Source organism: Fibrobacter sp. UWEL, assembly GCF_900142535.1.
Classification (GTDB): domain Bacteria; phylum Fibrobacterota; class Fibrobacteria; order Fibrobacterales; family Fibrobacteraceae; genus Fibrobacter.
The window spans coordinates 1-22,973 of record NZ_FRBE01000011.1 but is presented as its reverse complement, the minus strand read 5'-3'; the positions used below and the strand labels follow the sequence as shown (position 1 = coordinate 22,973).

Annotated in this window: 16 protein-coding genes and 1 rRNA gene; 3 read left to right on the top strand and 14 right to left on the bottom strand. The window is 50.1% G+C overall.

Annotation, left to right across the window (positions count from 1 at the left end):
• Nucleotides 1-18: 18 nt before the first annotated feature.
• Nucleotides 19-1,359 (bottom strand): phosphoglucosamine mutase, encoded by a 1,341-nt coding sequence (gene glmM, locus BUB59_RS08370; RefSeq protein ID WP_073228450.1) that lies wholly within the window; start codon nucleotides 1,357-1,359, stop codon nucleotides 19-21.
• Between the two features lie 144 nt (nucleotides 1,360-1,503).
• Here glmM and BUB59_RS08365 point away from each other — a divergent pair, with 144 nt between their 5' ends.
• A complete protein-coding gene (locus BUB59_RS08365) occupies nucleotides 1,504-2,664 on the top strand; it encodes a GGDEF domain-containing protein (RefSeq protein WP_073228447.1) in 1,161 nt (386 codons plus the stop codon).
• Here the strand turns inward: BUB59_RS08365 and BUB59_RS08360 are convergent, their stop codons facing one another.
• From BUB59_RS08360 to BUB59_RS08315, 10 genes are all read right to left on the bottom strand, one after another.
• A complete protein-coding gene (locus tag BUB59_RS08360) occupies nucleotides 2,665-3,696 on the bottom strand; it encodes a tetratricopeptide repeat protein (protein WP_073228444.1) in 1,032 nt (343 codons plus the stop codon).
• Entirely contained in the window at nucleotides 3,689-4,333 is a 645-nt protein-coding gene (locus BUB59_RS08355) for an energy transducer TonB (RefSeq protein WP_073228440.1), read from the bottom strand. The genes BUB59_RS08360 and BUB59_RS08355 overlap by 8 nt, the downstream gene beginning before the upstream one ends.
• Nucleotides 4,334-4,738 (bottom strand): ExbD/TolR family protein, encoded by a 405-nt coding sequence (locus tag BUB59_RS08350; RefSeq protein WP_073228436.1) that lies wholly within the window; start codon nucleotides 4,736-4,738, stop codon nucleotides 4,334-4,336.
• A gap of 9 nt (nucleotides 4,739-4,747) precedes the next feature.
• Entirely contained in the window at nucleotides 4,748-5,410 is a 663-nt protein-coding gene (locus BUB59_RS08345) for a MotA/TolQ/ExbB proton channel family protein (protein ID WP_073228433.1), read from the bottom strand.
• A complete protein-coding gene (locus BUB59_RS08340; protein WP_073228430.1) occupies nucleotides 5,411-6,967 on the bottom strand; it encodes a MotA/TolQ/ExbB proton channel family protein in 1,557 nt (518 codons plus the stop codon).
• Entirely contained in the window at nucleotides 6,967-7,821 is an 855-nt protein-coding gene (locus tag BUB59_RS08335) for a DUF3450 family protein (RefSeq protein ID WP_073228703.1), read from the bottom strand. Before BUB59_RS08335 ends, BUB59_RS08340 begins: the two co-directional genes overlap by 1 nt.
• 39 nt (nucleotides 7,822-7,860) lie before the next feature.
• Nucleotides 7,861-9,507: a hypothetical protein gene (locus tag BUB59_RS08330; protein ID WP_073228428.1), complete on the bottom strand. Its 1,647-nt coding sequence runs from the start codon at nucleotides 9,505-9,507 to the stop codon at nucleotides 7,861-7,863.
• The gene (locus BUB59_RS08325; RefSeq protein ID WP_083540244.1) at nucleotides 9,491-12,028 is read right to left on the bottom strand and encodes a TonB-dependent receptor plug domain-containing protein; all 2,538 of its coding nucleotides are present in this window, start codon (nucleotides 12,026-12,028) and stop codon (nucleotides 9,491-9,493) included. The genes BUB59_RS08330 and BUB59_RS08325 overlap by 17 nt, the downstream gene beginning before the upstream one ends.
• A gap of 105 nt (nucleotides 12,029-12,133) precedes the next feature.
• Nucleotides 12,134-14,239, bottom strand: a complete 2,106-nt coding sequence (locus BUB59_RS08320) for a M6 family metalloprotease domain-containing protein (protein WP_083540243.1) — start codon at nucleotides 14,237-14,239, stop codon at nucleotides 12,134-12,136.
• 115 nt (nucleotides 14,240-14,354) lie between these two features.
• Nucleotides 14,355-14,747: a co-chaperone GroES gene (locus BUB59_RS08315; RefSeq protein WP_083540252.1), complete on the bottom strand. Its 393-nt coding sequence runs from the start codon at nucleotides 14,745-14,747 to the stop codon at nucleotides 14,355-14,357.
• Nucleotides 14,748-14,782: 35 nt separating this feature from the next.
• Here BUB59_RS08315 and BUB59_RS08310 point away from each other — a divergent pair, with 35 nt between their 5' ends.
• Together BUB59_RS08310 and BUB59_RS08305 are read left to right on the top strand one after the other, a co-directional pair.
• The gene (locus BUB59_RS08310) at nucleotides 14,783-15,709 is read left to right on the top strand and encodes a hypothetical protein (RefSeq protein ID WP_073228419.1); all 927 of its coding nucleotides are present in this window, start codon (nucleotides 14,783-14,785) and stop codon (nucleotides 15,707-15,709) included.
• A 54-nt stretch (nucleotides 15,710-15,763) separates the two neighbouring features.
• Nucleotides 15,764-17,644 (top strand): ABC-F family ATP-binding cassette domain-containing protein, encoded by a 1,881-nt coding sequence (locus BUB59_RS08305; protein ID WP_073228416.1) that lies wholly within the window; start codon nucleotides 15,764-15,766, stop codon nucleotides 17,642-17,644.
• Nucleotides 17,645-17,647: 3 nt separating this feature from the next.
• On the opposite strand, the gene BUB59_RS08300 is transcribed toward BUB59_RS08305, so the two are convergent.
• From BUB59_RS08300 to rrf, 3 genes are all read right to left on the bottom strand, one after another.
• Nucleotides 17,648-21,907, bottom strand: coding sequence for a fibro-slime domain-containing protein (locus BUB59_RS08300; protein WP_073228412.1), 4,260 nt, complete (start codon nucleotides 21,905-21,907; stop codon nucleotides 17,648-17,650).
• A gap of 141 nt (nucleotides 21,908-22,048) precedes the next feature.
• The gene (locus BUB59_RS08295; protein WP_073228409.1) at nucleotides 22,049-22,582 is read right to left on the bottom strand and encodes a hypothetical protein; all 534 of its coding nucleotides are present in this window, start codon (nucleotides 22,580-22,582) and stop codon (nucleotides 22,049-22,051) included.
• 301 nt (nucleotides 22,583-22,883) lie between these two features.
• Nucleotides 22,884-22,973: ribosomal RNA gene (rrf, locus tag BUB59_RS08290) — 5S ribosomal RNA — on the bottom strand; the annotation flags it as partial.

Below are 22,973 nucleotides of genomic sequence, written 5' to 3'. Positions count from 1 at the left end.
GACGCACTATCGCGACGATTAGATGAGCTTTTCCACCTTGGAGCAGAGGGCTTCGGCCTCTTCTGCAGTGGGAGCTTCGGCAATCACGCGGATGACGGGTTCGGTATTGCTTGCGCGAACGTGAACCCAGGACTTTTCGGAACCAAGCCATAGGCCGTCACGTTCATCCATCTTCCAGCCGGCAAATACTTCCTTCACCTTGGGGAGAATGTCAGCCACCTTCTTGTCACCAAGTTCGAACTTCTTCTTGGGCATGACATAGGCGGGATTTTCAGCCACAAACTTTTCCGGACCACCATCGTGATGAGCCATCCAGGAAAGGACGAGAGCTGCAGCCACCAGAGAGTCACGACCGTAGTGGAGAGCAGGCAGAATCACGCCGCCATTGCCTTCGCCACCGATAACGCAACCGTTATCAATCATCTGGAGGCTAACGTTAATTTCGCCCACCTTAGCACGGCTGAATTCACAACCATACTTGGTTGCCACATCTTCGTTCATGCGGCTGGTGGAGAGGTTTACGCAGACGGAGCCCTTCTTCTGGGAGAGCACTTCTTCGGTAGCGATTGCCAGAGTGTATTCTTCGCCGATGCTACGGCCGAGGCCATCCACCAGAGCGCAGCGGTCTGCATCCGGATCTACAGCGAAGCCCACAGCGCAACCGTTTGCCTTTACGGCTTCACGCAGGTCGCCCAGATTTTCGGGGAGAGGTTCTGCACCGCGGGGGAACGTACCATCGGGTTCGCAGTGTACGCGAACCACTTCGCAGCCCAACTGTTCCAGCAGGCGGGGCACAATATAGGAACCGGCACCGTTGACGGCGTCTACGGCAACCTTAAACTTCTTGGCCTTGATGGCTTCTACGTCCACAAAGGGAATCTTCAAGGTGCCATCAATATGGACGCCATCAGCATCGGGAGCCACTTCGTACTTACCCATAGTGCGGTAGTCGGGATAGCTAAACTGGTTTGCATCAGCCAGTTCAAAAAGCTTCTTCACGTCATCGGGACCTAAGAAAAGGCCCTTGTTGTTCAGGAACTTCAGGGCGTTCCATTCCAGGGGATTGTGGCTAGCGGTAATGATAATGCCAGCGTCAGCCTTATTTTCGGTGGTAAGGATTTCCACAGAGGGAGTGGTAGACAGGCCCACGTCCACAACGTCTACGCCGGAGAGACGGCAAATGCCTGCCACATACTGGACGATTGCATCGCCGGTGGGGCGGCTATCGCGACCGATGACCACCTTCTTTGCCTGGGTGATTTCCAGGAAGGCACGAACGTGAGACTGCAAAACCTGAGGGGTCAAGGTATCGCCTACAATACCGCGAATACCCGAAATAGAACGCATTAACTTAGACATAAAGTTCCTTTTTGACTCTTTGTTCCAAAATATAATAAGCGTGTCCCCCTTCTAGCCCCCGTTTATATGAAAAATACAAGGTTTTCCTTCCCGATGGGTAAAACAATTATTTAGTTTTTTAGCGGATGGGATAAAAGGAGTTTTATGACATCGGGAATTGACATCAGGAACGCACTGGGATCAGACGTCATCGGCATGGTCCTGGTGGTTGCCATGATTATTGGAAACATTTGGCGTCTTCGCTTGAAAAACCGCGAAAGCAGGGTATTAATTGCCATGCTGGCTATTTGCTTCGTCTGCTGCCTTTCCGATTTACTCTCTTTCGCCTGGGATGGCGGCGCCAGTGTTTATTCCAGAGTGATGGTCCATGGTGCCAACACCTTGCTTTTCGCAGCCAATGCAGCCTGCGCCTTTAGCTGGTTCGTCTTCCTGAAGGAGCATTTCCAATTTGAAGTTGGAAGCACCCAGCGCTGGATCCTGTTTTTCACCATGTTCACCTTGTTCGCCCTGCTGGCGGCCAACCTTTTCGAGCCTGTTCTTTTCTATGTCAACGAGCACGCCGTATACGAGAGAAGGTCTGGTTACTGGGTCTATATCCTGGTGAACTACGGAGTGATCATCAATTCCCTGGCCTTGTACTTCAGAAATTTCCGCCAGGATGGATTTATCCGATTCTTCCCCATCTGGCTGTACGTCATTCCCATTGTGGTGGCAACGGTGGCCCAGACCTTGTGGTACGGCGTCTCCCTCATGGCTCCCAGCTTTGCAGTGGCTATTGCAGGTGCATTTACCAGCCTGCAGAACGAACGTGTTTTCAGAGACCATCCTACCGGCCTTTTCAACCGAACCTTCCTGGAATACGTCCTTAACCTTTATTCCCAGAGGGGACGCAGGGCCAGCGGCCTCATGATTAGCCTCCGTGGGTTCGAAGAGATCAACGAGAAGCATGGTCACAACGTCGGCGATTTGGCCCTGTGCAAGGCTGCCGATCTCATCAAGGCTTCCGTTGGGGACTGGGGATCTATCCTACGTTACTCCGGCGATGAATTCATCATCGTTGTGGACTCCCAATACGACGAGCATATTTCCAACTGCATTGAAAAGCTGAACATGAACTTCGACAGGTTCAACAGAACCACTCTTGGTCCCTACAAGCTGATTGTCGCCATTGGATATAAAAAGTACGACGAGAAAAAGGAGAACGTCGATACGTTCCTCGACGGCCTGAAGGCTGCCGTAAAGAAAGCTAGAGTTGAACAGGACCAAGCCAAACTGGAACAGGCTGAAGCAGCCCAGGAAGCCTAATTACTCTTCTGACATGCTCAAAATGTCCGCCTTTAAAGTGGCGTCATCGGGATAATACTTTTCAGCGATTTTTAAAATACGCAGGGCCTCGTCGTCTCGCTTCTGGGCGTGGGCGTCGTAAGCCATATTCTTGAATCCGAAAATAGCTTCGGCATTGCCGTTCTTTGCGGCAAGCTCATAGGCAAATTCCGCACGTTCCAGGAACTTGGCGTCATAAGCCAGATTTCCTAGGAAGATGGCTGCATCCGTAAAGTCCGGCTTGATCTGGAGAATGCTATTGAGAATGTCCATAGCGACAAACTGCTTTTCGTCTTCCACAAGAACGTCTGCCAGCTTGTACATGGTAGCCACATCGTCTGCCCTGAGGGAAAGGGCCTCGCGATAGGCGCCAGCGCTCTGCTCGTACTGTTTTTCCAGACGATAGACATCTCCCAGATAGACCAGAAAATCGATTTCTTCGGGATTGGTGGCGTATCCCTCACGGATGACAGCAACCGCACGGTCGAAATCATCTACGGCAATATTTGCTTCGGACAGCTGGTACACGATGCTGATATCAGTCTTGTCCAGAGTGTAAGCCTTCTCGATGGAACGCAGCGCTCCCACCTTATCGCCGGTCTTGCTATAGGCTTCGCCCAGGTACAGCCACCCACTGATATTATCCGGCTCCAGCTTTAAGGCGCGATGGTAGGCGGCGACACATTCCGGATATTGCTTCAGCCGGAAGTAGACGGAAGCCATATTGAAGAGGGCCGGAGAGAATTTCCCGCTGGAGAAGTCTACAGCCTTGCGGTAACCTGCAGCAGCTTCCGCATACTTTTCCATCTGGTAGTAGGAATTGGCGATATTGAAACTGACGGCCACGGGATCGGCACCGCGGTCTTCCGCCTTGCGGTACAAGGTAATAGCCTGCTTAAAGCGGCCATCGCGATACAAGGCGTTTGCACGGTCCACCAGGTCGGCCGCAGTCTGGGCAGCAAAAGCCGGAATCGCCAAAGCGGCCGCAAGGAGAAATGCAGAATACTTAGTCATGGAATTTCACCTCGAACGGTTGTTCCATACCGCAGAAGGGCACCGACTTGCCATCCTTTTCTGCAGGTTCAAAACTCATGCGGCCTAGAGCATCCTTACCCGCCTGGGCAAGGCCTGTTCCCGCAGGAGTTTCTTCAATCACGCGAATGTCATAAGCACGACCCGTCACATCCACACAAAAACTTAAACGCAGCATAGCGTCAATTTCACGATCGCGAATCTGGGGCGGCACCTGAAAATTGGGCATGGCTCGACTGGTAGGCTTCTTGTCCACATCACCGCTTTGGGTAGACATGGCGCCCCCGCGGAAATCCGCCACCAGGTTTTCGCTAATGGCTGCGCCACCGGCGGCACCTGCAGTACCCAAGTTCATTGCCATACGAGGACCTGCCTTAGGGCTGCGGGAATTAGACTTCTGACGGTTAGGCTTGCGGGAAGGCTTTTTCTGTTCCTTCTTCTTCTGGACTTCATCCGGTTTCTTCACCGCCACTTCCGTCTTCACGAATTTCTTTTCCTGGAACATCTTGCCATTGATGAACAGGTTTGCAACCGTCACGGAAAACACCAGCATGAGGCTGCTGAGGATCGCTACCGTGAGGATCGAAAAACGCTTGATGATTTTCAGAATGACGTTCATCTAATCTGCCTGAGCTGCGATGGATACTTTCTTGACGCCACTCATATTACAGGCGTCAATGACCTGGACGAGTACACCCGTTTCGGCGCCCTTATCGGCAATTACGACGGCTTCACGGTCCGGAGTTTTTGCCAAGGACTGTTTGAGAATATCCTGGAGGCTAGCCAAGTCCACCTGGCGTTCGTTAATATGGATCGTCCCTTCGCGAGTGATGGCGATGAGGATGTTTTCCTTTTCCAGTTGGGAAGCACTCTGGGCCTGGGGCTTGGTAACGTCCACGCCAGTTTCTCGTGTAAAGCTGGAAGTAACCACAAAGAAGATCAACAAGATGAACACGATGTCCATCAAGGGGCCCATATCGATGCCCATGTCTTTTTGCTTTCGCTGCGGGAGGTTAAAATTCATTTCTTGCCTTTAAATCTTGCGGGATTTGTTCCCAATAAAATTTTCAATAACGGTTGCGCCTAGCTGCAATTGCTGGGAAAGAATCTCAATTCGTTCATCCAGGCGTTGCTTCAAGAGGGTGAGAGGGAATGCAATGAGCAATCCGCTCTGTGTAGAAATCAATGCTTCGGAAATACCATCTGCCATTAAAACTGGATTCTGGTTTCCGTAAAGGGTAATCACTTCGAAGGTGGATACCATGCCCGTCACCGTTCCCAGCAGGCCCAGCAGCGGAGCGGCCGCAGCCATCACGGAAACAATGTGATTGCCCTGCTGCATGTAACGCAAGGTCTTGATCATGCGCACCTGCATATAGTCTTCATATTCCGAGGGAGTTTCGATGGCCACTTTCAGGGCGAGATGCAGCTCTCGGGCAAGAATTCCACCACGCTTTTTCAGGCGGCCCCGAGCAGTGCGAGCCTCCCCCGTCTTGCTGTTCTGCAAATCTTCCCGCAGGTGCTTTACCACCCTGTGGGAATCCTTGCGGAAGTAATCACGACCAATGCGGAACCAGGCAGAGTACAGATAATAGAAGCCAATGGCGCCACACAGCAGGATGGGCAACATTACGATGCCGCCGGCACCATAAGTCTTCTGCAAAGCTTCTATGACTATGTAAACGCTGTTGTTCAATTAATCTTCCTTCGGGAAAATTTTATTCAGGAGGCTGGTGCTCTGGACGTAAAGTTCGCTGGTGACCTTCTCGATTTTTTCGCTGAGGAGGCCGTGGAGAATCATGACGGGGATTGCAATGATCAAGCCCGTTTCCGTGGTGACCAGAGCTTCGGAAATACCGCCAGCCAAGACGCGGGCATCATTGGTACCTACTTCCGTAATCACGTTAAAGAGGGTAATAATACCAGTCACCGTACCCAGCAAACCTAACAGCGGTGCGATGGAACCCATGGCAGCCAGCAGGCCCATGCGGCGTTCCAATTTGGGCTGTTCACGGAGCAGAGCTTCCTGCAGGGACTTTTCCGCTGCATCACGAGTTTCGCGGGCCTTGTTCAGGACGGAGAACATAACCATGGAGAGGCTGCTTTCCTTTTTGAGGCAAAGGTTGGCGGCATCTTCATAGCGATTTTCACGAACCATGCCTTCCACCTTCTTGACGAAACGCTTGCCGATGCGGCCGCGGATGGTCAGCACGATGAAACGTTCCAGAGAAAGGAGCAGTGCAAAAATCGCCACCAGCATGAGGGGGTACATCACAATGCCACCCTTCTTGAAGAAGGCCTGCAGTTCTTCCTTCCAGGTTAATTCCTTAGTGTCTGTAATGGAGTTCTTCACGGCCTTATTCTGGAGCACATCTAGAGGGATGATTGCAGATTGTGCAGCAGATTGGGATTGCGCGGCACTTGCCTGAGAGACGGCGGAGCGGATGGTAGCAGACATTTCCGGAGGGAGCGTATTATTCCATTCGAAAACCTTACCCTGCAATGCACCGGAGCGGAGCAATGCCTGAACTTCACCCACACCACCTGCGGAACCATCCGTAGCCACTTCGCCTAGGAAGACGGTGCCCAGGCGCAAGCGATTGACATTTACATCGGGACGGGAACCCACCTGAGAGAGGGTATTTCCGTAGGACTGAGTGTAGGTCATTTCGTGACGCTTCAGCTGGTCTTCCAGGAAGAGACGGGTAACAGAAAGCGTATTCGGAGTCTTGGCGTCGGCTTCATCCTGAGCCTTCTTCAAATTCACCAGACGGTCATTCATCCCCACGGGATAATCACCAGTGATTTCTCCGAGGGACTTATCCACAGAGAGTTTCACCTGAGTGTTCAAGGCATCGTAGGCGGATTCATCGGACTTTGCCTTTTCTTCGGCATCCGTCGTCACGTCCTTGCTGGCCATGACTTCTTCATTCACGCGGCCAAGGTCAGTAGACAACTTGGAGTAACGGCCATCCAGCTCGCGAGTTTCAGTCTGATGTTCTTCCGTCAGCTGAGTTTCGTTATAACGCTTGCGCCAGTGTTCCGCTTCCAGCTTTTCCAGAGAGTCGGCCTTCTGCAGGCGAATGCGGGTCAATGCATCCACTTCACGCTGCAGCTCCTTGTATTCCACCAACTTCAGGGAATCGCGGATTTTGGCACTATCTACAACAGCTTCCTTCGAGGACCAAGGCCAAGCAAAAGCAGAACCAGAAAGAATCGCAATTAGCAGCAGAGTATTCAAAAGATTCTTCATTACTTTTCCTCCCTAACAATAGAGAGACTTACAGGCAGGTTCACCATCTGAGGGGGCTTCTTTGCCTGCTTCACATCCAGAGCAAAACGGATGGCATCACGTTCTGCCAAGTTCAAGTCTTCCACCCATTCGTAGGTGACGGCGGCACGATTATCTCCAGAAGAGGAAGCAGCTACCTTACGAACCAGGGCGCCGTAAACCGTTCCGTTTTCATCGCTATAAATCATCCACTGGTTGCCAATGCGGAGAATCTGGGCGTTAATCAGTTCCCCGTTCTTGCGAGTCAGCGGAGAATTAATAATGGCGACTTCATCACCGAACTTGGTTTCTTCGGCAATGAGAGCCTTCAAGCGGGAGAAGGCTTCTTCTTCGGAAGCGTTCCCACTTTCAATATCTCGAGTCAAGGATTTTGCACGGTCCAGACGGGTCTCACGTTCCCAAGGCAGGGTCTGGGAAATCTGAAATTCCAGTTGCTTACTGATGGTCACCAATGCAGTGCTAAGAGCCTTGCGCTTGGACTTCACGTTTTCGCTACGATTCTTGGCACGAGCTTGTTTATTGCGTTCCTGCTGGAGCTGTTCTGCAACATCCTTGATCTTGAGATTCAAGGAATCTATTTCGGACTTGCGGCGTTCCTTATCCTTCCTGTAACGTTCCTGCAAAGTTTTGAAACGTTTGTCATCCGCTTTCAGCATGGAATCGGTTGCGGAAATCTGGGAATTCAGTTTTGCAATTTCGCTATTCAGCTTTTCCTTTTCCAGCTTCATGTCCCGAATGTCGGAATCCACATCGGCAAACGCATTGCCGGCGAACGCCATGGCGAACAATAAAATCACTAGAGTTTTCTTCTTCATATTCATACTCTTCTTTAACACTTCAATTATTAAAAACTGTTACCTCTTGCATTGAGAATCTTTAGGATTCTTTTCGCACCAGTTTTCGATGACCCTTTCCAGGATGGGAGAGTTCATTTCTTCTAGGTAGTAGCGGCTCACCAGGGCCGTTCCACACTGGGGATACTCTCCAATGTTCCAGTCACGATCGGAGCACCATTCCCACAGATATTCCTTGCAGTCTGTTTTTTCCAGACTGACCTGGCACTGTTCTCGTAGGTCATCACAGCTGGCCACGTCGTTGTTTTCAAAGTTACTTCTTGCACAATACATAAGGAGTGCCTTATGATTGATAGAATCCTTGTGGGCAATCAGTTTCTCTCGGTCCTTATCACGATTCTTAAATTCGTCATAGGTAACCACCTCGTCCACATAGTCATACCAGGGTACATTCCCAAGATAGCGATCAAACAATTCTATCCGAACTCTTTCCGCAACAGAAATACAGTACTCTTTGCTATTCAGAAGGTTGACCTGCGCACTATCACCCTCTTCCTTCACCTCCACACAAAGGGATTTATCGATGAGGCGGCACCACTTGCTTTCAAAGGGCTTGTGATTTGCCATGCCACCTTCCTGAGAGCAATCCCAGCCTCGCATATGAGAGTAAGTCACGAAGGTATCCGCAGTCACTTCCAACAGTAGGGAATCCTTCAGCATGCCGCTGAACACACCCATGCCATTTTCCACGTTGCTCTTGGCCACCACGCGGGAATCGCTAATAGCTGCGATTACCGTATTTTCGTAATCCATGTACGCCTGATCCGTAGCATAGAAATAGACGGTAGACTTTCCGATGGGAACAGTCATGCCCGGATATTCCATAGTGTCCAAAGTATTCTGGCCGCCCACCATCATACGGGAAGTGACGCCCATGCTGGCCGTACTTTCTTCCGGCTTTTTCGAAGAAACGCCGCCATAGCCTGTGGAATCCGGATCCAGGAAAGCGCCCATCATATTGTTCAAGGTAGTGTTCATGGATTCACCACCTTCAATCTTGTCGTAAGACATGGTCATGAGAATACCACGAACACTTTCGTCATATTCCATAGGAATCTTATATGTCAGCACATCATAGGGGAAAGCCAAAAATTCCGATTCAAGATACTCGTATTCATTAGGTAGCAATTCAGCATCGCCCTTGACGCTGGGAGGAATCACACCCTTGGCATGAACCTTGGTAGGAATTTTTGCCACAGCCTTGAATTCCGTCGTGACCATATGACCGGCGCTATCCCACTTGAATGCTGCGTTCAAGGTGTAGGATTCCCCTGCGAGACCAGCATATCTAGGATATTCCCCGGAGACTTCACTCCTAAAGCAGTTGGGCTTCCCTTCGGATTCCAGAGAATAGAGGTGGGCAACCGTATCCCCATCGTCATGAATGGAAGGACCGAAAAATCCAGACACCGTCACGGATGCGCTATTATAGAAAGCAAAGTTTTCCGCGGAACTTTCCGTAAGGCCATAAACCTTGGAGAAGCACACGTAAGGGCTTTCGTCGGCCACGATATAGCCGAAAGTATAAATTCCCTGATACACTTCCGTTTCTTCCGGATAATAAGACCAAGGCCCCTGAAAGTCACAACCCGCCAGTAAGAATGCGAGAAGCAGGAATACAAGGTTCTGTTTAGAAATAGTATTCATAATTCAACATAATCGGCAAAAAGGGGAACTGAGAAATAGTCTTATACTCTGGCGGGTTCTTATTGGTATCGTAATAGGTATAGAACATGTTTTCGTGATCGGTCAAGTTAATGATGGTCCAGCTAAAGTTCCACTTGCCTTCACGACCAATATCAATAGCCTTCACATCTATACGAAAGTAATCCGTCTGGCGGCCTGCATTGCGGCTGCCGGGAATAACCTGGACATTATCCGTATACTTCTGGTCTTCCATTTTCTGCTGGTAGAAGTAACCCAGATATTCACTGATAGGCATACCTGCAGAATACTTCACCACCACAGAGGATCTGAAGTAACGGCCCTTCTTCGGGTGAGGCCAGATACCGTCTTCACCCTTCCAGTTGATGCCAAGATCTGCCTTCACAGCATAGGGCTGATGCCAGCTGGGGAAATAGGCTTTGGTACCGTCGTTACTTTTCAGCACACTTAAACTCTGGCTCCAGTTGATGCCGCCAAAGACAGCCCCCTTTTCACGACGGAGTGAAAGTTCATAACCAAAGGAATACCCTTCAGCAGTTCCAAAGTTATCCGCCAGCAGAAAATCCGAGGAGGATGTTTCGTCTGTGGAATCCATCTGCATCATGAAGGTATTCAAGTTGTTCTGTGTCTTGAAATAGGCACCTGCCGTAAAGTCGAATTCATCCAGAATCTGGGCCTGCTTATACTCCACCGCAAAAAGATTGGAGCGGGCTGGTTCCAAATGCTTACCCTTGGAGGTTGTGACTGACGGGTAGTAGAATTCATTGAGGGATTCACTGTCGCCGAACATGATGGAGTTCATGTACTGCAGGTAATGACCGCCATAGAATTCAAGAGTCTTCTTGTCGTCAATATTCCACACCAGGGAGAATCTCGGTTCAATACCGAAATCTCGGGAAAGATCCTGATAGTTCAAGCGAAGGCCATAAGTCAAGAGCCAATCATCATTGATTCGCCAAGCGTCCTGACCGTAAAGCACATGATGGAACGGCTTCTGGATATCCACAGCCTTCATGCTGGAAATGTATTCGTAGAACTTGTCCCAGTCATATTCCAGCTCGTAGCCCATGGTAAAGGTATGGTTGTCCACACCGCGATAGTTCAGCCACTGCTTTGCGGAGAAGGTGTAAAGTTCCTGACCGATGTTAATCAAGTCCGTCAGTTTCATGGTCTGGTAGAACTGACTGAAGGAGAAGGTGGCGTTATAATCCCAGTCACCAAAACGATGGCTCAAATTGATAGGAATGGCAACGTTTCCCCAGTCCACATAAAGGGGGTCAAATTCCAGAACATCCTGACCCACATAGAAACTGAACTTAAGTTTCGTATCCGGGGAGAATTCATACATAAAGTCTCCCTGCAGGTCCGTGAATTCATAATCGATATTCAGATCCAAAAGGCCAATGGCATTGCACAAATCCAGAATGTAGCCGATATAGGTCGTACGTCCAGCGAGAACCCAGCGGGCGTTACCCTTATGTCCTTCCGTATGTGCCTGAGCCGCAAAAGTACTGATCTTAATGCTACTCTTGCTAAACCATTCCTCTGTTGTATCCTGACCGCCGGCGCGTCCATCCATCTTTAGCACGGAACTCAAACGGTTACCGTACTGCGCAGGGAAACCGCTCTTGTAGAATTCCACACCGTCGATGGTTTCCACCAGGAAGGTACTGAAAAGGCCGAAGAAGTGCGTAGGCGAATACACCACCGCATTATCGTACAGGAACAGATTCTGGTCGGCCGCCCCACCGCGGACATAAATTTTCGTGCTAAAGTCGGAACTTGCCACCACGCCAGGCAACTGCTGGATACTGCGGATTACGTCCGCTTCACCCAGGCCCGGCATACGCTTGATGGACTTGGCGGAAACCACAGATTCACCCGCCTTACGCTTGGGACGGCGACGCAACTGCACCACCACCTTCTTCATTTCCGTCACCTTGCCGCTATCCTTACCGGCCGCCAGCAAGGCGTCCACATCCACATCATCAGACTTGTCGGCAGAGTCACTGGATGCAGCCGAAGTGTCCTTTTCAGCAAGGTCACCGGGCGCCCCTCGACTTGGTGACTCGGCAAGCTCGCCATTGACATCGGGGACCTTTTCAGCGGTTTGCTCGGGAACCTGGGTTGTGTCCGTCACGCCGGCATCTCCCAGCACATGGCTAAAGACGCTATCCTTCCCTAAATACACCAGCTCGTAGCATTTTTCCTTCTCGGCGCCGCTAGTGTCGGAATTGGTAACGCAAACGTTCCACAAGGTATCTTCGGGAAGTTCCACCTGGAAAGGCGTCCCAACAGTGGTCTGGAGGGCCTCACCCGTTTCCAGGATTTCCACATTCAGCTTTTCATCAGCGGCAAAGGAAGTATCCTGAACAACGCCCTTAAAGAGAATGGTTTTCTCCTTAGGCAAACCCTCCGGGGACGCACCTTCCTGAGCCACGGTCCACACGGGGAACGCAACCAAAAGCAAAATAAGAATGTTTATGATTCTCAAAAGGGGCATGTCTCTTCTTCGTATAAATTTAGAAATTACATGCATTAAACACCTGAGCCATGCCCAAGTGTTACCCCTAATTAAAATTTTTCTGCAGGATTCCAGAGCACGTATTTAAAAACGCATCTGGACAAAGGAATCCACCTTGACGACAACAGGAATATTCCCGAAGGTACGGGCCTTATCCAGCGTAATCGTGCCGCCCGTTACCGGCTGGGACATCAGCAGGTTACCATTCAAGGAAAATACCCGAAGGACCTTGTTTCCCTGCGGCAGGCCGGAAATAGTCAGAACGCCATTAGCGCGGGAAATCTTGACGCCAGCCCTCACGCCATTACGCACAGGGAGCGCACTATCGGAGCTGCCGACTTCTGCAATGACTTCGCTGGAGCTGCTCTCCAGAACCTGTTCAGAACTACTGGACTGCACAACGGGCTCAACCACAACTATTTCACTGGATGAACTTTCAATAATCACTGGCTCCTGGCTACTGGACGAGGCAACCTCTATTTCTTCACTAGAGGAACTTACAATAGGTCCTTCGTAGGAATCCCCGAATTTCACATTGAACGTGACCTTGCTATAATCATTGGCTTCCGTAATATTAGAAAGGGAAACATCCAAATCAGAGCCATCCCAGGTCACAAACTTATTGAAGGAATTATACCTCTTCGACCAGGAAGTTCCAGGGAACACGTCGGCAGTAACAGTCCACTCGTCAGCAACCCCATCCGCTTCCACCACGTCTACGTGAAGTCTTTCGGAAGTGTTGACTTTCGCATTGTACCAAGTCAAGCTGTCGTAATCAATGTGCCAAATCAACATTCCGTGATTAGGCAAACCCACATCCCACTTGGAGCGGTTTCGATATTCAAGCACATAGAACTCATCCGTATTTTTCGGATTGACCACCTTGACGGCCTTATTCTCCTGAACAGGAAGTAACTCAAGTCCGTCTCCTTCCACGATTTGATCCGGTTTGGACCAGCCCAGATATTCCTTTTCAAAGGCGGAATAATAGGGAGGGGCGGTCGCCATTCCTGCGCCCTGGCTTGCGTAGTTATAAGCGCCAGCATCCATTACGTCCCAATAGGTCGCTGTAAATACACTTGAACCATCTGTAGCATAATGATCCCCCAGGCCCATCACATGGCTGAATTCATGAACGAAGGTTCCCACGCCAACAGTCTGTTTTTGCTTGTAATCATACCAGAGGGCTCCATCCAATTCATTGGAACACGCATATTTATCCACGTAAGTATAAGTCTTCCGGAATCCACTTCCCGATGAAGCGACAGCCTTACCAGCAGACGACCTCCAGGTCAGTTGATAATTGGCCAGGGACAAGTACCACATGTGAGGCCATATGGCAGAATCCTGCCCGGAGTCATTGGAGCCAAGACCCGCATAAATCATATGGACAAAGTCAACGTAGCCATCCTTATCGCTATCATACTGGGTAAAATCAATGGTCTTACGGTTCACCAGAGTGTCAAGGGCTTCCATCAGGGCAACAGCTGCACCAGCCTGAGCATATCTGGAATGTTCGCCATAAGTCTTGTAGGCACTTCCCGAAAGAGTAATGGGGCCTACCACATCGAAGTTGGGAATAAACTTTCCAGAGGAATTATCCTTAAAGTAATCCCTGACGCTTCCAATATTCCCGTTGTCACTATATCCCTCTGCGTTGAGGTATTTCTCAAACTGGGATTTCGGATCGCTGGACGAGAACTTGATATCGCTGAACTGCACCAGAATTACGAGAGCCTTAGCCTCCCCGCTATTGAGAACGCCCTTAGCCTTCGGCATATATCTGGGGCTAGGCGTGTTTGAATCCACAGATTCAAAGCTACCCTCTGCCTTATGGATACTTTCATAAGTGCGAGCCGTTTTTTGCTGGTTCAGCAAATTCAGAACGGCATCTTTGTTGAGTGAACTCAGGAATTCTAGTTCCTGGGCGGTACGATTTTCGCTTTCATGGGCATGAACTCCCGAATTGGAGCCATCCTCCCCTAGGTACGAAAAAAATCCCAGACTGTCGCGGGCCACTACGTAGCCGTCCGCGGTTACCTTAAAATTAAAGACCTCATTACCTACGGAGCGGACCCGTAAAGAACTACCATCCGGCTGATTCAATACAAATGCACGATCCAGGGCAGGCATGGCCCAAAGACTTCCACAAAACACCAAACTAATGAAGAAGTATTTTAACACGCCCATGCATTCTAAAATAAACAAAAAAATCCTTTGTAGCAACAAAACCTACAAAGGATCCGTAAACTAATTTTTTTCCAATTCTTTCTTTGATGACCCAGCGGGTAGAATCGTTTCGTATTTAAAGGGAATCGATGGAAGAAACGTCATCCGGAACTTCGGGGCGCACCACCAATAATACCGCATTCTGGGAGATAATGACGTAGCGTTCGCCGCCTACTTCCAGTTCAGTGCCGTTAGCGTGGAGATACAGGGCCTCGTCCCCTTCCTTCACCTGGAGGGGAACGTAGTTTACAGCGTCACCCGCTTCACCGCGGAAGGCTGCGTCCGGATCCTGATTTGCAGGGATGGGATAGCCAGGGCCCACCTTTACTACCAGGCCCGTATGGACGGAATCGTGTTCCTTGACGCTGGGAGGCAGGTAAAGTCCGCTGCTGGTCTTGTTGGCAGCTTCCAAGGGCTTGATCAAGATACGATCACCAATCACTACAATATTCTTAAGGGGATTCAGCATAGCCCAAAGATACATTTTCTTTTTATATTGAAGGCGTGATATTCGCGGTTTTATGGTTCTCGATTTCTGCAGTTCTGGCGCTTTACCTGCTGCGCAGTCCCAAGGTCAGGGGCTGGCTTCGCGTGCTTAAGAGAGCAAAACTTGTCTGGCGAATTCCCCTTTCCCTCGTGATCCTGGTGGCTGGTGTATATGGGGGCTACAAGGCGCTCCCCAAGGGCGAAACCCACACCACCAACGTTCAGACCATCTTTGAAACCTACTCCGCACAGACCATCCAGAAAATGATTGACGCAGGCATCGTGAAGAAGGATTCCGCCTGCGACATGAGCCACGCCAAGCCGGAAGTCGCCTACATTTTCCCTCAGGTCATCAACAGCTACAACGACATTGTGGAACGTCCCACCAAGCCCATCATTACCCGTCTGGATGACACACTCCATTTCGCTATGGTTGGCTACAAGCAATTCAAGAACCGCGGCATCCTCATTAACAAGCAACTGCGAAAAAAGCTAGGGAACCGCTACGCCTTTGGCATTACAACAGACAGCACCAGCAACATTCACACCCTCTGGCTCACCTACACCGGGGAACCTTGGACCGTTGAACAGCTCTGCGCCCTGCCCGTCATTGAAATCGCAAATAGAAACCAGGTGGATCCATCCCTCCTCATGAGCCTCCTCCGTCACGTTTCCAACTTCAACTTCGATTACCAAGGTCAAAAGGACGCCCGTGGAATCCTGGCCCTTCACGATGGCGAAGGCCTGGAACAGATCGAGCTTGGCGCACAGAAACTTCACAAGCTTCTGCAAATCGGTCTCAGTCGCGAAAACGCAGTAGCCACCTTCTACCCGGATCCAGAACATGGGGCAAAACCAGAAGACTGGATGCGAAGCCCCCTGACCAAGAGCTGGGTGGACCAGGTTCTAACCGACGTCCAGTACTATCACGAGAACGGCCTTTAAAATAAGGTTTTCGCCCTTTGGATAAACGGGGCATTTTTTCTATCTTGTACCTCCGTGATTCAAGTACAGAATGTTTCCAAGTCTTTCGGCATGCAGGTCCTTCTGGACCAGGCAAGCTTTCTCGTAGCAGACCATGAACGCGTTGGTCTCGTAGGTCGCAATGGCTGCGGCAAGTCCACCCTCTTCAAGATGATTCTTGGCCAGGAATGTTTAGACGGTGGCGTCATCGATATCCCCAAGAAGTATACCATCGGATATCTGCAGCAGCACATCAACTTCACTCACGCAACCGTTCACGAAGAAGCCTGCAGCGTGTTAAAGCCCAATGAAGACGGCTGGCTGGAAGAACACAAGGTGGAAGCGATCCTCTTCGGTCTTGGTTTTGATGAAGAATCCATGCACAAGGATCCCATGCTCCTTTCCGGCGGTTTCCAGATTCGTCTGAACCTTGCCAAGGTGCTGGCTTCTGAACCCGACATGCTTTTGCTGGACGAACCGACCAACTATCTGGACATTGTGTCTATGCGTTGGCTCAGCCGCTTTTTGCGCAACTGGAAAGGCGAAGTCCTGCTTATCACCCATGACCATCACTTCATGGATGAAGTCTGTACTCATACGGTGGGCATCCATCGTCACAAGATCCGTAAGGTGAAAGGCACCGTGGAAAAGCTCCGTGAGACCATTGCCGAAGAAGAAGAAGTGGCAATGCGCACCCAGGAAAATGAGGCCAAGAAAAAGGCCCAGCTGGAACAGGTCATCGAGCGATTCCGCTACAAGGCCGCCAAGGCAGCCATGGTGCAGTCCAAGATCAAGGCTGCAGAAAAATTGGCAACAGGCACCCGTCTTTCCCACGAACGCAATTTGGAATTCAGCTTTACGGAAGCACCCTTCCCCGGCAAGCGCATGCTCCAGGTTCACAATCTGGCCTTCAAGTACGGCGACGGCCCGGAACTTTTCAGCGACCTGGAATTTGAAGTTTTCAAGGGCGATCGCATTGCGATCATCGGTCCTAACGGACGCGGTAAAACGACCCTGCTGAATCTGATCGCCAAGGAATTAAGCCCTACCACAGGTGAAATCTGCCATAATCCCAACTTGCAGATCAACTACTTCGGACAGACCAACATTAACCGCCTGAATCTGGAAAATTCCGTCGAGGAAGAAATCGCCAGCGCCATCGCGGAAGTGTCCCAGAAGAGCCGTGCCCGCGGGCTTGCAGGTCTCATGATGTTCAGCGGTGACAACGCCCTGAAAAAAGTGAAGGTCCTTTCTGGTGGTGAACGTAGCCGCGTGCTGTTGGGAAAAATTCTTGCCAGCCAGTGCAACATGCTGCTGCTGGACGAACCCACCAACCATCTGGACATGGAATCCATCGAAAGTCTCATTGACGCTCTGGACGACTACGAAGGAACCGCCATGGTGGTCACCCATGACGAAGAACTGCTTCACGCCTTCGCCAACCGTCTGGTGGTTTTCGATGGTGGCAAGTGCAGGATTTTCGAAGGCACCTACAAGGACTTCCTTGAAAAAGTGGGCTGGGCAGCCGAAAAGAAGCCCGGCGGAATGGATGGCGAAAACGCCAAGCTCAGTAACATCGACGTCACCAAGGACGCAACTCCTGCAGCCTCCCAGGCACCCTCCGCCAAGATGGACCGTAAGGCTCGCGCCGACTACATCGCCGAACGTTCCAAGGTCATCAAGCCTCTGGAAAAGGCCATCGCGAAAATTGAAGAAGATATCGCCAAGGCCGAAGAACAGTCCGGCGCACTGGAAGCAAAGCTGGTTACCGCCTCCGAATCCGGCGACGGCAATGCTATTACTTCCATCGCCAAGGAAATGGACGACATCAAGAAAAAGATCGACGATCTCTACACTCAATATGAGGTAAAGAACGCCGAACTGGAAGCCGCCAACGACAAGTATCCGCTGGATTAATTTTTATTTTCCGCGCTTGATGCCTAAGGTATAGGTGTCTTCAGATCCTCCAGCCTTCTCGGCACCGGAGTAAATCTTCACCTTCATCTTGACAATGTAGGCACCCGTTCCTACCAGGCGTCCATCTTCGCTACGGCCGTTCCATTCAAAGAACACATTGCCGGGATTATCGTAGCAGTTAGACTGTTCCGGGCTCGCTGCATTATAGAATACAGACTTATCGTTACAGCGGATCGTTCCTCTGGAGGAATTCACATAATTGCCCAGAGTGGTATAGTAGTAGGCTTCCCAATTAATCTTAATCTGGGCCAAAGCAGAATCGCGATTGCCACCGCTAGACAAATTCATGATTGCAGTGGTAGCCAATTCACCAATGTCAAAGCCCATCAGCAATCCAGGAACGCCAAGGCTATCCACAATTTCCTTAGCACTCTTGTTGGTGGGTACCACAACAGGAACAATGGGGTCAACATAAGGCCATACAAATTCCTGGCTACCAATAGTCACTACGCCCGGTGCAGAAATTTCAGTACGCTGTTCACCCACAATACGAACCTGGGGATTATTCAAGTGTGCAAAGTTACCGCTGCGGTCCTTGATTACGCCAGAAACAAGCTTCACGTAATCACCCACCTGGGGCAATACACCCGTGGGCATACGAGAGAAGAACACCTTGATTACGTTACCCTTGGAATTGACCGTTGTGTTGTTGATCGTCAGGGAGTCTCCCAGGAATTCACCCGCTCTATACCATTCAAACGCGAGAGAGCCGTTCACATTTCTATCCGAGATACCTTCACTTAAGTTAACGATAACGCAACTAGTATTCTCGCTGACGGTTTCAATAATAGCACTGAGAATAATGGGGCCCACATGATCTTCGATGGAAGTGCTCATGTCAAGCTTCACCGAGTCTCCCGTATCTTCATCCATGTAAGTGTAGTGGTACAGCAGTGAACCCAAATATGCTTCATCGGCAACACCTGTAAATACAGTCTTCTGAAGGCCCGCAGGATCAAACAACACGATAATGGAATCATTTACCACCAAGGGCCATACATTCTCTGCATCCGTCACCTTATGGAATGTGGGTTCCCCAAAGGACCAAGCAAGAGTATCAGGCACAGCCTTGTCAAATGCCTTACTGAAGGGAATTGCAAGACTATCCACAATGCCATCGCCATTCACGTCGTACATCATGCCGCGGGTAGCGAAAGGTACAGGAGGTTCCTTGAAGTGGATGTTGCTCCACACCAGTTCATTGGCTGCCCCTTCACTAGTAATCCTGAAGGAAGCATTTTCCATGGCAGTTTCGCCCACCACATAGAAATATGCGTATCCCAGAGAATCCGTCGTGATGGAAGTAACCTGCTGGCCATCCTTACTCAGGAAGCTGATGGAATCAGCAGAAATCAAGTTCAGGTCAATAACGCAATCACCGCAAGGCTGACCCACATATAGAACAGCAACCGCCAGCGGCTTACCATCAGGATAAGTCACATGAGCAAGCAGCGTATCGTTTTTCGGATTCACACCAATAACGTCCCCCCTCAGGGTGCGTCCCGTAGGATCCAGTTCCACGAAGGAATCTGCAGGATTGAAAATATCCACAAAGCCAATATCCGGCAGAGGATATTCAGGCACCGTGAAAGGAATCACCTGGTACTGGCTCAAGTCAGATGCCAGATAGCAAACCAGGGCGTAAGAGCCCGAAGCCAGAGAACGAGAGCGGACAATCGCAGTCGTATCAATGGTAAAGCCAGCCATATTTTCGTTAATCAGGATGCCGCCATAATTCAGGCCCGGATCAAGAGTCTTGCCATCCTTCGGCAGGTTACCGCCAATCAGCAGGAATACGGACTGAGCCTCCTTCTTTTCCACCTTGGTCACGCTGGACACATCGCAGCTCAAGGATTCATCCACCAGCAGCTGCATCAAGTTGTACGAGATGGTGCCATCAGACGTCTTCACCTCTTCGGAATAGTAAGTTCTCTGAGTCTGCAGGTTAATAGACGTACGCATCTTGAAGTTGGAACCCGTAGCGTTACGTTCCGAGAAGAAGATATGGAACGGATATTCCGTACCTTCGGTAAGACCCAGAGTATCCAAATCCACTGCACCTTCCACAGGGCTATGACAGCCACCAATGTCCACCACCAGACGGTTATTGATGAATACCCAGACGTCATCGTCCCCACGGAATTCAAAATACTGACCCTTGATATATTTGAACTGGGCCGTGATCTTCATGGAGAAACTGTAGTTGTGCTTACAGCCCTGAACATCCCAGTCAAACTTGGGATTCTTAATAGTCTTTGCGGAATCCAGGTATTCGAAATCGTCCAGAGGATAGAAGCCAGGATTGGTGGGGTCATTACAACCATTGGGAGATTCCGTCACATCCGCAAGCCAGAATCCTTCCGCATCCAGCTTCAAGTCGATATCGCGACAGGTGGCGTTGGTATACTCGCGGCCATCGGGACCAGTAGCAAGAACTTCCGGAACAAACCATTTATCCACCTCACGACCAGCAGAGCACTGATCCCAGGGGAACAAGGTAGAGTCCACACGCACCGGCAAGCCATCCTTGCTCAGGTATTCTTCCACCATGCCCAGCACATGGCCGCCGCAAGTCTTGTATTCCTGACCATTGTGTTCCACGGTAGTGTAGGCGTTACCCCCATAAATACCACCGAAGTCAATATCAATATTGTCAGCGTAGGATTCGCCCGCCCAGTCTAGAAGCATGGCAGAAATCTTCATGGTGGGGCAAATTCCCAGACGTTCCGGATATACTTCCTTGAACCTCGGCGCGCTGGAAGAAAGCGGGTAAGGATACACCCACACCGTGTCATGGAGCGCCACCATGGAATCCAGGGAAATAGGCGTACCAAATCCACCATCTTCGCCCATCAAGCCTTCCAGACTGTAGAATTCTGTACCGAAAGACTGCCTAAACTGAACAGACCAATCATCCGTGTGCTTAAAGTACGTTCCCTGATACCAGCCACAAGTATCACTCTGAGTGGTATCCAAGATGTTGGCTGTAATTGGTCCCATACGAACCGTATCCCCATCCACGATCATCATGGGAGACATATTGTCCCACGGGCTCATCAAGCGAATGGTCTTCGGTTCCAGCGGGCTGAACAGGAGTTCGTAATTTCCACTAGTCGTCGTATAAAGCCACGTCTCATACACTCCCGTCGGGAATAGCGATGATGCCAGGGGGCGAGACATCTCATTAAAGAAAGTCACCTGGGGCCATTCATTCTGGCGGCGGTAAATATTGAACTGTGCCATAGTGGAAGCCCAGTTGGTGGAACCCACCGTGGCCGCATCGAACTTATAGTTAAACCAGTAAGGATAATACACGTCCCTTTGAGTGGCGGTAGGATTGTTCAGGATGTTGTTCCCAATAGAAATATAAACCAGGCTATCCTTGAATGTAGAGTTGGTCCTCCAAGGATGATAAATATGGAGAACACGAGTAGAATCAAAACATTCACCCAGTTCACCCATCTGGTATGCAGGAGCTAGAGTGTTGACGGTTCCGTCAATATAAATCGTATCCGCAGCAGACAAAGCATCGCCCAACTCAATGACCCCGGAAGTGGGCAAGGACATGTAAGGCGTACGGTTACGCATGAAGTGTGCTGTCATCGCAGGATTAGCCTTGATCGCAGCAGGAGAAACAGCGCCGTAGAACCATCCGCACATAGATTCATCATCCTGCGCAAATCTCATCAGAATAGAATCGCCGCCAAAAACCATCAAGGGCAAAGCTCTCTTACCCCAGGGACTCTTGAACCACACCATCTTGGAGCCAGGAGCAACAAAACTCTTCTCGTAGGTCATATCCGTGGTGTTGGTGTAAAGCCAAACTTCTACATCCGTCCCGAAGATGTCGCCCACATTCATGTCGCCGGCAACTTTCCAGGCAGCTCCGTTATTGTTGTTGAAATTACCGTCAGCAGTATTCGGGTAAATCTTGATATTGAAAGATTCCCAGCTCTGGAAATCAGACACATTCTTATCCCAGGTATAGCTAAACCAGCCATCCCCTTCATCCGTCATGCGAGTTGCAGAAGTTTCGTCAAAGCTAGGGTTGTAACCGCCACCGGCACCACCCAACATATGCAAGAAATATCCCTCTTTCGAAGGATCATCACGCCAAGGACTTTGAATATGAATAGTCAGCTTCGCCTGAGCGAAAGCCGCAAAAATCAATAGATATAAAACAACCCATACATTGTGTCGCATAAACACAACTCCTTATCTCAAACACTCCAGCAATGAAAATAAATTCATTATTCCAAATCGGAATGAAAATAAGTGTTTAAAAAGAAGTTGTGTTGAGAGAATTACACCTCAAATGAAGTGTTATCGGTGCGAAACTACGGGCTAGGGCATTTTCCATCCGGATTCGGCACTATTTGCCATGATTTCATCCATCAGAGCTTTGTCTTCGTCTGACAGAGTTTCATCTTCCCAGGAAGCAACCTTAAGAACAGTGCCATCTTGCTCTGTTTTGATTATGAATTTACCGACGTAGTTCACATCGGGCCTTACAGAAAGGTAAAGCCTATGATTGCCAAGTTCAACCTTGACAGGAGTCCCTACGATAGGCTGCTTGAGAGGAGAATTTGCAGTAGTCACTTCGTATTCGCCCGCCGGAATATTAGCGGCGACGCAAATCTTATCGTTGAAGCGCCTGCATACATATTCCTTGTCAGAATTCTTGCTCTTCAAGATAAACTGCAAGGGTTCATCACCAAAGAAGCCTCCCCCAAGTCCCATAAAGTAAGAACCACCTGCCTGACTTCGAATGGCTACCAAGGCATTATTTTCCCCAGGCTCCTTCATAGGGAGAGTGGATGCACAGCCGTAGAAAAAAATACAGCTAAGGACAAGAATGGTAAGAACTTTGAACTTCATTTAACCTCCATTTGAATTGAAAAATTTTTCCAAAATATAGTCAAGCGCCGAAGCCTCCAGACAATTCCAGATACGAACCCGAAGGTTTTTCGTCCAGAGCCTAGCAGGGCAAGGCGCGAGGCCCCGTGGTGTACTCAAGACATTTCCCGCGGGTATTTTTCTCGGGACCAAGCAGGACGAGGCGCGCGCAGCGAAGCCGTAGCACGCTACGGCGAGAGGTTTGCGCGCAACGAAGTAATGCGCCGGTCCCGGGGAAAATACGAAAAAGGGCCCCTCGAGGTTTACCTCAAGGGGCCCGTGAATCCAGCGGCGACCTACTCTCCCGGACCCGTAGGCCAGGTACCATCGGCGATGCAGGGCTTAACTGCCGTGTTCGGAATGGGAACGGGTG

Coding starts and splice junctions, on each gene's coding strand:
- BUB59_RS08295 (WP_073228409.1), bottom strand. CDS start 22,582: ATGAAGTTCAAAGTTCTTACCATTCTTGTCCTTAGCTGTATTTTTTTC.
- BUB59_RS08355 (WP_073228440.1), bottom strand. CDS start 4,333: ATGAACGTCATTCTGAAAATCATCAAGCGTTTTTCGATCCTCACGGTA.
- BUB59_RS08365 (WP_073228447.1), top strand. CDS start 1,504: ATGACATCGGGAATTGACATCAGGAACGCACTGGGATCAGACGTCATC.
- BUB59_RS08330 (WP_073228428.1), bottom strand. CDS start 9,507: ATGAATACTATTTCTAAACAGAACCTTGTATTCCTGCTTCTCGCATTC.
- BUB59_RS08340 (WP_073228430.1), bottom strand. CDS start 6,967: ATGAAGAATCTTTTGAATACTCTGCTGCTAATTGCGATTCTTTCTGGT.
- glmM (WP_073228450.1), bottom strand. CDS start 1,359: ATGTCTAAGTTAATGCGTTCTATTTCGGGTATTCGCGGTATTGTAGGC.
- BUB59_RS08315 (WP_083540252.1), bottom strand. CDS start 14,747: ATGCTGAATCCCCTTAAGAATATTGTAGTGATTGGTGATCGTATCTTG.
- BUB59_RS08360 (WP_073228444.1), bottom strand. CDS start 3,696: ATGACTAAGTATTCTGCATTTCTCCTTGCGGCCGCTTTGGCGATTCCG.
- BUB59_RS08320 (WP_083540243.1), bottom strand. CDS start 14,239: ATGGGCGTGTTAAAATACTTCTTCATTAGTTTGGTGTTTTGTGGAAGT.
- BUB59_RS08325 (WP_083540244.1), bottom strand. CDS start 12,028: ATGCCCCTTTTGAGAATCATAAACATTCTTATTTTGCTTTTGGTTGCG.
- BUB59_RS08335 (WP_073228703.1), bottom strand. CDS start 7,821: ATGAAGAAGAAAACTCTAGTGATTTTATTGTTCGCCATGGCGTTCGCC.
- BUB59_RS08300 (WP_073228412.1), bottom strand. CDS start 21,907: ATGCGACACAATGTATGGGTTGTTTTATATCTATTGATTTTTGCGGCT.
- BUB59_RS08350 (WP_073228436.1), bottom strand. CDS start 4,738: ATGAATTTTAACCTCCCGCAGCGAAAGCAAAAAGACATGGGCATCGAT.